The organism is Caulobacter sp. DWP3-1-3b2 (genome assembly GCF_049896325.1).
GTDB lineage: Bacteria > Pseudomonadota > Alphaproteobacteria > Caulobacterales > Caulobacteraceae > Caulobacter.
The window spans coordinates 37,503-52,122 of the sequence record NZ_JAFCUB010000005.1 but is presented as its reverse complement, the minus strand read 5'-3'; the positions used below and the strand labels follow the sequence as shown (position 1 = coordinate 52,122).

10 protein-coding genes are annotated in these 14,620 nt (G+C 66.4%); 7 read left to right on the top strand and 3 right to left on the bottom strand.

Going from position 1 to position 14,620, the window contains the following annotated elements:
- Positions 1 to 165 precede the first annotated feature (165 nt).
- Positions 166 to 2,280 carry a phosphocholine-specific phospholipase C gene (locus ACP7AG_RS05195; protein ID WP_426030038.1) on the bottom strand — a complete coding sequence of 705 codons (2,115 nt, stop codon included), beginning with the start codon at positions 2,278 to 2,280 and terminating at the stop codon, positions 166 to 168.
- Positions 2,281 to 2,819: 539 nt separating this feature from the next.
- Here ACP7AG_RS05195 and ACP7AG_RS05190 point away from each other — a divergent pair.
- From ACP7AG_RS05190 to phnX, 7 genes are all read left to right on the top strand, one after another.
- Positions 2,820 to 5,621, top strand: coding sequence for a TonB-dependent receptor (locus ACP7AG_RS05190; protein ID WP_426030037.1), 2,802 nt, complete (start codon positions 2,820 to 2,822; stop codon positions 5,619 to 5,621).
- A 61-nt stretch (positions 5,622 to 5,682) separates the two neighbouring features.
- Complete coding sequence (locus ACP7AG_RS05185; RefSeq protein WP_426030035.1) at positions 5,683 to 6,321, top strand: sulfotransferase family 2 domain-containing protein; 639 nt, start codon at positions 5,683 to 5,685, stop codon at positions 6,319 to 6,321.
- Positions 6,318 to 6,947: an aspartyl/asparaginyl beta-hydroxylase domain-containing protein gene (locus ACP7AG_RS05180; protein ID WP_426011704.1), complete on the top strand. Its 630-nt coding sequence runs from the start codon at positions 6,318 to 6,320 to the stop codon at positions 6,945 to 6,947. Before ACP7AG_RS05185 ends, ACP7AG_RS05180 begins: the two co-directional genes overlap by 4 nt.
- On the top strand, positions 6,944 to 8,851 hold the full coding sequence (locus tag ACP7AG_RS05175) for a sulfotransferase (protein WP_426030034.1): 1,908 nt from the start codon (positions 6,944 to 6,946) through the stop codon (positions 8,849 to 8,851). Before ACP7AG_RS05180 ends, ACP7AG_RS05175 begins: the two co-directional genes overlap by 4 nt.
- A gap of 3 nt (positions 8,852 to 8,854) precedes the next feature.
- A complete protein-coding gene (locus tag ACP7AG_RS05170; protein WP_426011702.1) occupies positions 8,855 to 9,799 on the top strand; it encodes an aspartyl/asparaginyl beta-hydroxylase domain-containing protein in 945 nt (314 codons plus the stop codon).
- Positions 9,800 to 9,804: 5 nt separating this feature from the next.
- A complete protein-coding gene (locus ACP7AG_RS05165) occupies positions 9,805 to 10,938 on the top strand; it encodes a TIGR03364 family FAD-dependent oxidoreductase (RefSeq protein WP_426011701.1) in 1,134 nt (377 codons plus the stop codon).
- On the top strand, positions 10,935 to 11,747 hold the full coding sequence (gene phnX, locus ACP7AG_RS05160) for a phosphonoacetaldehyde hydrolase (RefSeq protein ID WP_426030033.1): 813 nt from the start codon (positions 10,935 to 10,937) through the stop codon (positions 11,745 to 11,747). The genes ACP7AG_RS05165 and phnX overlap by 4 nt, the downstream gene beginning before the upstream one ends.
- Here phnX and ACP7AG_RS05155 read toward each other — a convergent pair.
- A complete protein-coding gene (locus tag ACP7AG_RS05155; protein ID WP_426030032.1) occupies positions 11,744 to 12,322 on the bottom strand; it encodes an HD domain-containing protein in 579 nt (192 codons plus the stop codon). The genes phnX and ACP7AG_RS05155 overlap by 4 nt on opposite strands.
- A 49-nt stretch (positions 12,323 to 12,371) precedes the next feature.
- On the bottom strand, positions 12,372 to 14,513 hold the full coding sequence (locus ACP7AG_RS05150) for a phosphocholine-specific phospholipase C (RefSeq protein ID WP_426030030.1): 2,142 nt from the start codon (positions 14,511 to 14,513) through the stop codon (positions 12,372 to 12,374).
- Between the last annotated feature and the right edge of the window lie 107 nt (positions 14,514 to 14,620).

Sequence of the window (14,620 nt, the reverse complement as noted above, 5' to 3'; positions counted from 1 at the left end):
GCTTGATTGATTAGCGGGAGCGAGCGCCAAGCGCGATACGAAAAATCCCGCCGTGAGGCCGGATTTCGCTCCAGGGCCAGGGCTGGCTCCCCTCGTGACCAATTCGAACCATGTGTCGCGCGCCGGGCCGCGAGCCCGCGGTCCGGTTCGAGCAAGTCAGGCTGTTCAGCCGCGAAACGGCTGATCCATGATCGCCATGCCGCCCATGGCCGGATCGCTGATGGAGTCGACGCCCATCTCCAGCCGTTCCGCCACGCGGCGCAGGTAGCCGTCGGCTTCGATCGACAGGTCGTACCAGCCGCCGCTGGCCTTGACCCGTAGGTCCTTGCGGATTTCGCGACCCGGGGCCAGCGTCGTCTTCCAGGGGCCGAAGGCGGTCTTGTAGGCGTTGGGCGTGGCGGTCAGGGTCAGGCTGGTCTCGCTGGGATTGCGCAGGATCAGGCCGACCAGGCCAGCGGTTCTCCTGGCTTCGACTCGCAGGATGGGGTCGGTCTCCGGCGTCGCGCCGATGAAATGGCGGTGAAAGCCGTTGGGACCCAACACCCAGAGATCGTAGGCCCCGGTGGGCCAGACGTCGCTGACGCGTTTGCCCGGCTCGACGGTGTAGCGGCGCGGTGGCTGGTCCAGCCGCAGACGGTCATAGACGTGGAGCACCGTCGCCTGTGAGCCGTCATTGGCCAGGATCAGTCCCATGCGACCGTCCCGCGCGCCCTCGTCTATCCGCGGGGCATAGGGCAGGGCGCGCGAGGGGCGAGGGCCCGTGGCCTGGGTCGGGACCGCCGGCGCGACCGGTGTCGGCGGAACGGTGGTGTCCTTGAGCGCCGCGGCGCGGTCGGCCAAAGCCCGTGTGGTCGGCAAGGCTTTGACGAAGGGGGCGTTATTCGGAGTCTTGAAGTCGAAGGCGGTGGTCAGGTCGCCGCAAACCGCCCGTCGCCAGGGCGAGATGTTGGGCTCTGTCACTCCGAACCGCGTTTCCAGGAAGCGGATCACCGAGGTGTGGTCGAAGACCTGCGAATTTACCCAGCCGCCCCGGCTCCACGGCGACAGCACATACAACGGAACCCGGGGGCCAAGCCCGTAGGGACGTCCCATTAACTCGTCGCGCTCGGCCTTGGCCTCGGTTGGGTTGCGCACCAGATGATATTCACCGGCGGTATCGACCGTCGAGTCGCCCAGAACCGTTCCGTCCGCCGCCTTCGAGGGCGGGGCGGGCGGCGGGACGTGGTCGAAGAAGCCGTCGTTCTCGTCGAACATCACCAGCAGCACGGTCCGCGCCCAGACCTTGGGATCGGCGGTCAGGGCGTCGATCACCCGGGCGGTGTAGTCAGCGCCCTGGGCCGGGCTGGAGGGACTGGGATGCTCGGAATCTGCCGCCGGCGCCACGATATACGACACCTGCGGCAAGCTTCCGGCCAGGACGTCCTCCCGCAGGCCGTCCAGCTTGCGGGTCGACAATGCCAGGGCCTTCAGCCTTGGGTCTGACCCGGGAAGGGCGTCATGGCTGTCACGATAGGCCTTGAATCCGGCCGTCGGGTTGTCGGTGAAATTGTCAGCCATGTCCTGGTAGATGCGCCAGGTCACGCCGGCCGCCAGCAGCCGCTCGGCATAGGTCGTCCAGCGATAGGGATCGGCCGCCCCGCCGTCGGCGACGAAGCTGTCGTGGCTGTTGGAGATCGAGGGGCCGCCGAGCTGACCGGACGGATCGTTGGTGGCTGTCCACAGGAACAGACGGTTGGTGTTGGTGCCGGTCTGGGTCGAACAGTGATAGGCGTCGCAAAGCGTGAAGGCGTTGGCCATCGCGTACTGGAACGGAATGTCCTCGCGGCGGTAATAGCCCATGGCGCGCTCGGTCTTGGCGGCCGGCCAGCGGTTCATGCGACCTTCGTTCCAGGCCGCCTGGGCGTCGGACCAACTGTGGGGCGTACCCTCGACCCGCATGTGGGCGAAGGTTGCGAGGGTGTCCAACGGGAAGGGCGAGACTAGCGGCGGTCCGCCCTGCGCCGTGTCGTTGACCTGGGTCCAGACCGTCTTGTGGTGCAAACCCGGGCTGTCGGGCAAGGGAATCGGGAAGCGATCTCCAAAGCCTCGGACGCCATTCATCACGCCGAAATAGTGATCGAACGCGCGGTTCTCCTGCATCAGGATCACCACGTGCTCCACGTCTTTCAGGGAGCCAGCGCGCACGTCCGCGTCGATGGCCAGAGCTTTGGCGACAGCGGGCGGCAAGGCCAAGGCGGCGGTCGCCGAGAGCAGGAAGGCGCGACGATCGACTGGGGGCATGGAAAATTCCGGAAGGTGTGTGGTTCTCAGTGTCTAGCCACGCCTGATGTCGTTGAGGCGACAGAACGAGACGGTCGAAGGCGATTCTGCGCTTTAGGGGCTGCATGCTGACCCGCGGTCAGGCGATGGCTGAATTCTATCCCGCCGCCAAGCTTCGCTCCGGCATATGGCGGCAAGAAATTGCCCTGAGGCTCCGCTCAGACTCGGACGTCGAGATCACCTGGCTCGCCCGCTTTCGACGTTGCGTGAGTTCGTATTGGTATAGTCCAAATAAGCACTATCGCTGGTATGCGGTACAGGCCACTCGGGGATCCCAGTTTTTTCGGACGCCCAGACGCGCCTCGCCGCCAAGTTTGAACCTGCGGCGCGGCGCACCATGCTGCCGCCGATCTGCGATTTCTCGGCCATTACTCTTGTCACTGCTGATGTTTATACGGGGCGGGCGAATTTCCTGCGCTCAGGACAGGGAACTGTCACGCAGATGTCGCCGCAAGCTGCTTAGGTTTCCTGGTCCATACCAGTTGGGGCGGGGAACACTCATGTCGAAGCAATATCCTGTTCGGGCCATGTGCCCGAACCGCAAGAACTTTTGGCTGGCCACCGTTTCGGCGCTGGTCGTCAGCGCCAGTTCGTCGGTGGCGCTCGCGCAGCAGGCCTCCGGCGCGTTGGCCGCCAGTGATCTGGTCGATGAGGTGGTCGTCACGGGCTTTCGCAAGTCGCTGAGCGATGCGCGGGCCATCAAGCGGGACTCGGTCATCCAGAAGGACGCGATCGTCGCCGAGGACATGGCGAAGTTCCCCGACCTGAACCTGGCCGAGTCGTTGCAGCGCCTGCCGGGCGTGCAGATCACCCGTGAGGCGGGCGAGGGCCGGCGCATTTCACTGCGCGGCCTCGGCCCCGATTTCAGCCGCGTGCAGCTTAACGGCATGGAAGTGCTGGGCAATGTCGACTCCGCCCAGGACAGCCGTGGCCAGCGCTCGCGCGACCGGGCCTTCGACTTCAACATCTTCGCCTCGGAACTGTTCTCGAAGGTGGAGGTCGAAAAGACCTTCGAGGCCGCCCAGAACGAGGGCGGCATGGCCGGCACGGTGGCCCTGTTCACCGGCAAGCCGTTCGACTACGCGCCGGGCTCCAAGGCCGCAGTGTCGCTGAAGCTGGGCACCAACGAATATACCAAGGATACGCAACCCCGCGTCGCCGCGCTGTTCAGCCGTAACTGGGACAACAAGTTCGGCGTGGCGGTCTCGGTCGCCTACTCCAAGCGCGAGACGACGGAGCAGGGCCACAACACCTATAACTACGACCAGCCCGACGCCGACACCCTGAAAGGCTTGGTCGCCAAGGGTCTGGACATCTCGCATCTGAGCGCCGCCCAGAAGACCAAGTTCCTGTCGGGGGATCTGTATTTCGCCGACGGCAACCGCATCTCCTCCTGGGACTCGAAGGCCGAACGTCTCGGCCTGACGGGCGCGGTGCAGTGGAAGCCGATCGACAACCTGCTGCTGACGCTCGACGTGCTGCACGGCGAGTTCACCACCCACCGCGACGAGATGCACTTGGCCACGCGCCCGCTGAAGTCCGACGGCTCGGTCGCCTTCGACACCCCGGCCGGCGGCGTCTGGCCGGCCATCTTCCAGAAGGGGTCGGTGATCAACGATCTGGCCTGGGACAAGGACAACTACGTAACCAAGACCGACGTCACCGGCACGACCTTCGGCAGCGAGCACCGCCGGTCGCTGAACGAGAACCGCTTCAACCAGCTGGCCTTGACCGGCAAGTGGGATGCGTCCGATCGCCTGTCGATCGACGGCCATGTCGGCTACGAGAAGTCCACCTACAAGACCCCCTATGACGACAAACTCTACATGCGGGCCAAGGGCAACCTGATCGCCAACTATGGCGCCGACGGCCAATCGGCGTCGTTCAGCTATCCGGGCTGGGATCCGACCAACCCAGCCAATTACGCGATGGATTCGTTCTATTATCGCGGTTTCAATAACCACTCGGAATTGCGCGAGGGCGTGCTGAACGCACGCTATGAACTGACCGACGCGCTGACGGTGCGCGCGGGGATCGCCTACCACAAGTTCACCCAGGGCGGCCGGGACCTCTTCTATGACGACAACGTCAACGGAACGCGGTCCAAGACGCGCGGCACGTCCGTGGCCGATATCAGCTCGGTGTTCACCAACAACGCCGGGTCGTGGCTGGTGGGCGACTACGCCAAGGCCTTCGCCAAGTACAAGGAATACCACCGCTTCGGACCCAATACCGATGGGACAGGCGGCGCGTTGCAGGACATCGAGAATGTCTACGAAACCAGCGAGGAAACCATCTCCGAATACGTGCAGGCCGACTGGGACAGCGAACTGTTCGGCAAGCGCTTCCGCGGCAATATCGGCCTGCGCGGCTACAGCACCGACACCCACAGCACCGGCTGGATCCAGGGCGACAGCTACGCCTATCTCGGCACGACGGACGTGAAAGGCAGCTATGAAGGCGTTCTGCCGGCCCTGAACACGGTGCTGGACCTGACGCCCGAAGTGCTGGTGCGCTTCTCGGCCACCCAGAATCTGAACCGTCCGAGCCTGGGCTCGATGGCGGCCAAGGGCAGCGCGTTCCAGGATGAGGATAACGGCGAGATCACCGCGTCGCGCGGCAATCCCGACCTCAAGCCCTTCAAAGACACCACGCTGGACCTGTCGGTGGAATACTATTTCGGCAAGTCAGGCCTGCTTTCAGCGGGTGTGTTCCGCAAGGACATCACGAACTTCATCACGTCCAATACCCTGCACAACGTCCCCTTTAGCGAGACGGGGGTACCCTACAGCACGATCCCGGGTGCAACGGGCAGCACCATCGTCACCGATTTCGACGTTCCAACCAACAGTTCGGACAAAGTGAAGCTGACCGGCGTCGAATTCGTGGCGCAAGGTCAGTTCTCGTTCCTGCCTGAGCCCTTCGATAAACTAGGCGGTGTGGCGAACTATACCTATGTGAATTCCAACACGGATCTCACCGGTATTTCCAAGTCCAACTACAATATTACCCTCTATTATGAAACCGATCGTTGGGGCGCCCGCGGTTCATTGAGCCACCGCACCCGCTGGTACACCGGCTATAACAGCGATGTCATGAGCGCCGACACGCGAGGCTTCGAGGGGTCTACCTATGTGGACGCCTCGGCCTTCTTCAATCTCACCGACAAGCTCCAGGTGTCGTTGGACGCCGTCAATCTGACCAATGAGAAGGACACCCAGTTCTGGGGCCAGAACCGCTATCTCTATAACCAGAACCAGAGCGGTCGGACCTACATGATGGGGCTCAGCTACAAGTTCTAAGACGACCTAGACCCAGCGCCCCCTCTCCAGGGAGGGGGCGTTTTTCCGTGTGTCCAGAAACATGATCATTTCTCACCGCCACCGTTTCATCTTTGCCGCCGTACCCAAGACCGGCACCCACTCCGTGCGGCAAGCCTTGCGCGAGCAACTGGGCGACGAGGACGTCGAGCAGGTGGGGCTGTTCGTCGACAAGCGGTTCCCTTGGGAGGACCTGGCGGCGATCCGGCATGGTCACCTGTCGCTGCGGCAGGTGCGCCCGTATCTCGGCGAGGAGGTCTTCAGCGGCTATTTCAAGTTCGCCTTCGTGCGCAACCCGTTCGATCGTTTCGTCTCGTACTGCGCCTTCATGCTGCGGGGCGGCGATGACTTCCAGCGTCGACCGCACGACATGATGCGCCACTTTCTTTTCGAAGAAGCTCCGGAGGGCCATGTCCTGTTCCAGCCACAGGCTTCGCTGCTGGTGGGCGAGGACGGCGAGACCTTGCTGACCGACATGGTCGGTCGCGTCGAGAACATGCAGGGGGCGTATGACGCGATCTGCGCGCGCCTCGGCATCGCCAACCGGCCCCTCGACCGCGTCAACGGCAGCCAGCGCGGCGACTATCGGCCCTATTATGACCAGACCCTGATCGACGGCGTCGCCGCGCGCTATGCTCAGGACCTGGATCTGTTCGGCTACTCGTTCGAAGGCCTGCGATGAACGCCATTCCGCTCGCGCCCGCCGCCAACCCGCGCAAGACGACGGGCGTCCGCAAGCTTGGCCCGGTCGACATCACCGCGCTGCGGGCGGCCGTGCTGGAGATCCCCGAGGCGGTCTGGGACGCTGAGGACGCTGGGAAGCCTAACAGGTTCCAGGTGCTGGACGTGACGCGCCATATCGTCTTGCGCTTCATCGACAGCCCCCGCGACTGGCGCGGGTCCCACGATCGAGCAGCCTGGCCAGAGTGGCGCGGCCTGCTGGAGCCCGTGCTGGCGCGGGCCGTCCGCGACTACGGCTATGCGCGCGGGGTGTTCCCGCGAGTGATGCTGGCCAGCATGCCCCCGGGCGGGGTGATCCACCCGCACATCGACGCCAATCCGGCGGCGAAGTGGCCGCACAAGATCCACGTGCCGCTATCGACCAACCCTGGGGTGGTGTCGTTCTTCGGCGGCGGCGAACACCATTTTCCGGCGGGCGAGGCGGTGGAGGTCAACAACCTTGGCCCGCATTGGGTGCGCAACGACGGCGAGACCGACCGCGTCCATTTGATCTTCGAGTATTATGACGCCGACCAGCCGGAACCGAGCTGGCTGGAGCCGTTCCTGCTGGCCGGTGCGGCGCGATGAGTTCCAGTGACCGCGACGCCTTGCTGCGGGAGGCCAGGGACCTGCGCGTTCGGCAATGCGTCCCGCAAGCGCTGGCCGCGCTCGCACGCCTGCAGGCGCTGCACCCTCGCTTTAGCCGCCTGTATCAGGAGCGCGGCCACTGCCACGTCGTCCTTGGGAATGCGCCGGCGGCCATCGAGGCGTTGCGAGAGGCCGTGCGCGTCAACCCGACGCTGCCGGCCAGCTGGGACATGCTGGAGCAACTCTATCGCATGCACGGCGACGCCGCCCAGACGGCTACGGCGGCGGGGCATCTGGCCGCGCTGCGCCAGCTGCCTTCCGCAGTGGTCGCCGCCAACAGCCTGTTCGCCGATGGCGATCTCGAACTGGCCGAGGAAGTTATCCGCCGTTACTTGTCCGACGATCATCTCAACGTCGGCGCTCTGCGCCTGCTCGCACGGATACGCCAAGAACGTGGTGATCTCGACGAGGCCGAGGCGATGCTGGAAGCGGCGCTCGAGCGCGCGCCCGACTACAACGCCGCGCGTCTCGACTACGCCATGGTGCTCTTGCAGCGGCAGAAGCACCTGCGGGCGCGGCAGGAGGCCGAAATCCTGCTCGGGCACGACCCGGATAACCGCGACTACCTCAAGCAGTACGGCGCGGCGTGTGTGGGCCTGGGCGACCACGAGCCGGTGATCGATCTCTATGGGACGCTGCTGGCCGGGCCGGTTCAATCGGGAGCGGAAGTCGCCGACCTGCGCCTGTGGCGAGCCAACGCCCTGAAGATCACGGGTCGGCGGGAGGAGGCCATCGCGGACTATCGCGCCTCCCTGGCGGCGCGGCCGGACAACGGCGTGGCCTGGTTCAGCCTCGCCAACCTGAAGACCTATCGCTTCATCGACGACGACATCGCGCGCATGGTCGATGCGGAATCCCAGCCTGCCGTCCAGAACATGGACCGCATCTATCTGTGTTTCGCACTGGCCAAGGCGCTGGAGGACCGGGGAGACCACGCTGCCGCTTGGCGATACTACGAGCGCGGCAATGCGATGCGGCGCACCGCCGGCCGCTATCGCCCCGACGTCGCGGAAGCCTGCGCCCTCCGCTTGAAGCAGGTGTTCACAGCCGATGTCTTCGCCGCGCGCGCTGGCTGGGGCGTGGACGATGCCACGCCCATCTTCATCCTGGGTCTGCCCCGTTCTGGCTCGACCCTGATCGAACAGATCCTGGCCTCCCATTCCTGTGTGGAGGGTACGCACGAACTGACAGAGATCGACCGCTATGTCGGCGAACTTTGCGGTCGCGATCCTGATTGCCGCCTGCCGCTACGCCCCGAGGCGTTGCTAAGCCTGACCGCCGGGGATGTCCGCTTGTTCGGAGAGCGCTTCCTGGCCGAGACCCGCACCTATCGCGGGCTGGGCCGGCCGTTCTTCATCGACAAGATGCCGAACAATTTCTGGCACATCGGCCTGATCCATCTGATGTTTCCACGCGCCACGATCATCGATGTGCGGCGTGAACCGATGGCCTGCGGCTTCAGCAACCTCAAGCAGCTGTTCGGGACCACCAATCAAGAGTTCAGCTATGGCGTCGAGGACATCGCCCGCCACTACCGCGCCTATCTCGACCTCATGCGGCATTGGGACGACGTGCTGCCCGGGCGCGTGCTGAGGGTGCGATACGAGGACCTGGTCGAGGATCTTGAAGGCGGCGTGCGGCGTATGCTCGACCATTGCGGGCTGCCGTTCGAGCCGGCCTGCCTGGCGTTCCACAAGACTCGGCGCAGCGTGCGCACGCCCAGTTCCGAGCAGGTGCGCCAGCCCATCGGCCGGGAGGGGCTGGACCAATGGCGGCATTATGCCCCCTGGCTCTCCCCGCTGCGAGACGCGCTGGGCGACGCCTTGACCCGCTACAGGGACTGACGCATGCGGCTGTCCCAACCCTTCTTTCAGCTCCCGGTGCTCTTTGACGTGGCGCGCCTGCAGGCCGAGGTCGCGGCCTTGCCGGACCAGGCGTGGGCCCCGCACCCCGACCGCCTGCCCGGCAACAGCGCGGCGCTGCTGATCAGCGCCGGCGGCGGGGAGACCGATTCCGTGTACGGACAGATGTTGTCGACGCCCTGGCTGGCGGGCATGCCCTATCTGCGCCAGGTCCTCGCGGGCTTTGGCGTGGTCTGGAGCCGCTCGCGGTTGATGCGCCTCGCGCCGGGTTCGGGCGTGCCCGAGCATGCCGATATCAACTACCACTGGCATACGCGGGTGCGGGTGCACATCCCCATCATCACCTCGCCGCTTGTGCGCTTTCACTGCGACGGGCAAGACGTACACATGGCTGCCGGCGAAGCGTGGATCTTCGACAACTGGCGTCCGCACCATGTCGAGAACAGGGCCAGCGTCGAGCGAATCCATCTCGTTGCGGACACCACCGGCACGGCGGCCTTTTGGCAATTCGCCTGCGGCCAGGCGCCGCCGCGCGCGCAATGGCGGACGGTGACCTGGGACCCCGCGAACAGTTCAAACCTGCTCACCGAGGGCGACCATCGCTCGCCGGTGATGCCCTCCGCCGAGGTACAGCTGTTGATCGACGACCTGCGCGCGGAGCTGACGGTCGCCACCGACACCGTCGAGGCCAAGGCCCGCGCCGCGCGGCTGAGCCTGCTGCTGGAGAGCTTCGTGCTCGACTGGCGCCAGCTCTGCGCGCTGCATGGCGCCGGCGGCCGAGGACGAGCGGAGTTCCTGCGCCTGGCGGGCGCCTTGCATCAGGCCGCCAAGCCGCTCGCCGCCGGGCTGGTCATGCGCTCCAACAAGGCCAGCGCGCTGCTGGTGCTAGAAAAGCGCGTGCTGCAGCACCTGGTCGCGGACGAAGGGTGACGAACTTGGAACAGCATTTCGATCTCGCGGTGGTCGGCGCCGGCGTGGTGGGGCTGGCGCACGCCCTGGCCGCCGTGCGGCTTGGCAAGCGGGTCGTGGTCATCGATCGCGACGCCCAGGCCAACGGCGCCTCGGTGCGCAACTTCGGCTTCGTGACGGTCACGGGCCAGGCGCGGGGCGAGGTCTGGAGACGCGCCCGTCGGTCGGCCGAGGTCTGGAGCGAGATCGCCGGCCCCGCCGAAATCGACGTGCTGCAAAGGGGGCTTACCATGGTCGCCCGCCGTCCCGAGGCCATGGCCGTGCTGGAGGCCTTCCTCGAAACCGAGATGGCCGAGGGCTGCGGCTGGCGCGAGGCCGCCGACCTCGGCGACCGCCTGCCGGGGCAGGGCAAGGTGCTGGGCGCCTTGACCAGCCAGGTCGATCTGCGCGTCGAGTCCCGCACCGCCATCCCCCGCCTGGCGGCCTGGCTGGAGGCCGCACACGCCGTGACTTTCCTGCGCGGCGCCGCCGTGCGCGGCGTCGAGACCGGGCGTCTGGAAACCTCGGTCGGCGTGGTCCATGCCGACGCCATCGTTGTTTGCCCGGGCGATGACCTGGTCACCCTGTTTCCCGAGCGCTTCTCCCGCGCCGAGGTGACGCGGTGCAAGCTACAGATGTTGCGCCTGGCCGATCCCGGCTGGCGCCTGCCCGCGCCGGTGATGTCCGACCTCGGCCTCGTCCGCTATCTAGGCTACGCCGCCCTGCCGCAGGCGGACGCCCTGCGTGCGCGACTGGAAGCCGAGCAAGGCGCGCACCTGCAGCACGGCGTCCACCTGATCGTGGTGCAGAGCGCCGACGGCTCGCTGGTGGTCGGCGACAGCCACCACTATGCCGCCACGCCCGACCCCTTCGCCCGCGACGATGTCGACGCCCTGATCCTGGACGAGTTCGCCCAGGTGTTCGGCCAGGCGTCGCCGCCGGTCCTGGAGCGCTGGACCGGCACCTATGCCTCGGCCGCCGGCCACAGTCTGGTCGAAGCGCCGCTGCCTTGCGTGCGCCTGGTGACCGTGACCAGCGGCACGGGCGCTTCGACCGCCTTCGGGCTGGGCGAGGAGGTTATCGCCGACCTATACGCACGTCCCCAAGGAGTCATGGCATGATACGCAGTCCCATCCAGGCCGTCGTCTTTGACTGGGCCGGCACGATGATCGACTTTGGGTGTCGCGCGCCGGTCGTGGCCTTGCGTGAGGTATTCGGCCAGGCGGGGGTCGAGATTTCCGAGGTCGAGGCGCGGACCGACATGGGCCGGGCCAAGCGCGACCATGTGAGGGCGCTGCTCGCCATGCCGCGCATCGCGGCGCTCTGGACAGAACGCCACGGCGCGGCGTCCGCCGAGGACGACGTCACGCGTCTGCATGACGCGGTGGAGCCGAAGATGCGCGCGGCGGCTCGCGACTGCGCCAGGCTGATCCCCGGCGCGGCCGAGATCGCGGCCGATCTGCGCGCGCGGGGTGCGAAGATCGGCTCGACTACCGGCTACACGCGCCCGATGATGGCCGACATCCTGCTGCTGGCCGCCGAGCAGGGTTACGCGCCCGACGTGGTGGTTTGCGCGGGCGAAACGGCGCAGGGTCGGCCCTCGCCGTTGATGATGTGGAAGGCCCTGGTCGAACTCGGCGCCTGGCCGGGGCGAGCCTGCGTCAAGGTCGATGACGCGGTCGTCGGCATCGGCGAGGGGCTGGAGGTCGGCGCCTGGACGGTCGGCCTGTCGGCCTCGGGCAATGGGGTTGGCCTGGAGCAGGGCGCGTTGGCGATCCTGCCCGCCTCCGAGCGCACCGCGCGGATCGCGACGTCGGCCGACGCCCTGCGCGACGCCGGCGCGCACTATGTGATCGAGAGTGTCGCCGATCTTAGGCCTGTGTTGGCGGAGATCGAAGCGCGGATCGAGCGGGGCGAGGCGCCGCGCTAGCCCACCTTGTTCGCCCGCTCGATCAGATCGCGAAGAAGGTCGTGATAGGTCTCGAAGCCGGCCACCTCGGCCTCGGGCGCCTTGCCGGCTTCGTCGTAGCCGCGCAGCCGCAGGGCGGTCTGCGCCGCAGGATCGGCCAGGAACGCCTCAAGCTCGCCTTCGCTCATCGGGCCGCCTTGCAGGGCCAGGCTCTGCAAGGAGGCCGTGCTGAGGCGCTCATGATAGGCGGGGTCGACGGCCACCCGATAGCGCTTAGCCGCCACGTGCAGGCGGATCGGCTCGGTCACTTCGGGGCCGAACGCCCGCGCCAGATAGCCGGCGCTGATGTGTTCATGGCGGGTATCGACGCCGCGGTCGGCGGCGTCCTCGCCGGCCTTTTGCATCATGTGGCCGACGTCATGCAGCAGGGCGGCGGCGACCAGGGCCAGCGGCGCGTCGTCGGCCTTGGCGTGATGGGCTGTCTGCAGCGCATGTTCCAACTGGCTGACGTCTTCGCCATAACGGAGGCCGCCGAGTTGGGTGAAGAGGTCGGCAAGTTCGGACACGAAAGCATCGGCCGCGATAGGAGAGGTCATCGAATATCCGTACTAGGTGTTGGACTGGCTCAGGGCTTGGGCGCGTGGCTCACAGGCGCATGCGGCCGATGCCCGGATCGGTTCGGCTGGCGCGTCCCGTCTCGAAATGGCCGGCCAGGCGCTGGATGAACGCCGGATCGTCCGCCAGGGTCAGGGTCAGGTCGTACCAGTGGTCGCTGCCGCGCAGGTCCCAGACCGAGCGGACCACGCCTTTGGGGGGCAGAACCAAGCTCTGACTAGCTTCACCTTCGGCAAGCGGATAGGCCTCGTTCATGAGCGCCGTGACACTGGCCGAGCCGCCTCCGCCGCCGGCGAGGCGCAAGACCAGGCGGGAACGAGCGTCGGCGGCGACCGATACGCTCGGCTGCGATCGCGAGGCGTCGCCAGCGAACCGCCGATAGAAGCCGTGAGGGCCATGGACGGTCAGGTCGTAGGGCCCCGGCGGGCGGCTCGTGCTGTTCCAATGTCCAGCCGCATAGGTTTCGCCGGCCGCCAGGGTAAAGCGCCAGGGACCATCCCGATCGGTGTTGTCGAACACTTGGAAGACCGCGCCCGTGCGTCCCTTATTGACGAGGTCGATCCAGACGCCGCCGTCGCGAACCCGGGCGTCGGCCGACAGCGCATAGGGCAGGGGACGCGCGCCGCGCTGTGGCCCCTCCTGGGTCGAGGCCGTTTGCGTGTCGGGGATCTTCAGGGTGGGGGCGGTCTTGGACCGGGCCACGCGCGCCATGTAGTCAGCGGTCTGCGGTAGGGTCAGGGCCGTCCAATCCTGGTTCGGCGTGGCGAAGTCGAAGGCCGAGGTCAGGTCGCCGCACACCGTTCGGCGCCAGTCGCTGATGTTGTCCTCGCGAACCCCGAAGCGCTTCTCCAGGAACTGCAGCGTCGAGGTGTGGTCGAAGACTTCGGAGCAGACGAAACCGCCCCGGCTCCACGGCGAGACCACGATCGCCGGCACGCGGACGCCCAGGCCCAGCGGATGGGCGCCCTTGTTGACGCCCTTGTCCTGCGGGTTATAGGTTTTGCTCTCGCCGGCCACCGACACGCTGCTCCAGCCCTGCTCGGGCGTCAGCGGCGGCATGGGCGGCTGCATGTGATCGTAGAACCCGCCGGCCTCGTCATAATTGACGATGAACACGGTCTTGGCGAACACCTCCGGATGGTCCACCAGCGCCTTGATCAACTCGGCGCAGACATGTTCGCCCTTCGAGGGCTCGGCCTGCGGGTGTTCGGACAGGTCGGCCGCGGTGACGATCCACGACACTTGCGGAAGGCGGTCTGCAGCGACGTCGGCGCGAAACGCCTCGACCAGTTGCTCGCCGTCCGAACGCGTGCGATCGGCGCCGGTCTTGCCCTCGCTCACCCACGAGCGGCCGCGCTCATAGAGCGGCGAGTTTTTGGCGCAGGGGCGGAACGGCTTGAACACCGACAGGATGTTGTCGCCGAAATTGTCGTACTCTTGATAGACCTTCCAACTGACCCCGGCCGCTTGCAGGCGCTCTGCATAGGTCGTCCAGTCGTGCGGTCCCCGGGCCATGACCTTGTCTGTGGCCATGTCGGCGCTGGGCGTCTCGTCCTCGCCGTAGTTGCTCATCTGCGGATCGCCGCCGACCTTGCCACCGCCGTTGCAGCCCGTCCACAGGTGCAGGCGGTTGGGATAGGTCTGGGTCAGGGTCGAGCAGTGATAGGCGTCGCAGATCGTAAAGGCGCTGGCCAGAGCGTGGTAAAACGGCAGGTCCGAGGCCTTGTAATAGACCATCCGCTTGTGCAACTCGCCCGAGTGACCCCACTGGTCGTAGCGGCCGCCGTTGACGATGGTGACCGCCGCCTGGTGGCCCTGATCCGCGCCGTCGACCGTGTAGGCGTCGGTGATCGAGGCGTCGCCATGGAATGGAGCGACGAAGCCGTCCGGATGTTCGCGGCTAGGTTGGCGCCAGACCGAGGCGCCGCCGGGCAGCCGTTGCGGGCGCGGATCGCCCAGGCCGCGCACGCCGTTCAGCGCCCCGAAATAGTGATCGAACGCCCGGTTCTCCTGCATGAAGATCACCACGTGCTCGACGTCCATGATCGTGCCGGTGCGGTGGCGCGCGGGGATGGCCATGGCCCTGGCGACCGTGGCCGGCAGCAGGCCAGCGGCTCCTGCGGCGGCGGCGCTCACCGCAGAACGCAGGAAAGAGCGGCGGTCGGTCGTCATGGCTCTTCTCCTAATTCGATTTGGTATAGACCAGACAGATCGAGACGGGGACGAAACTTTCGTGAAAGCTTGACCTTGCGCCAAGCGGGCTCGTCAGTGGTCTGATC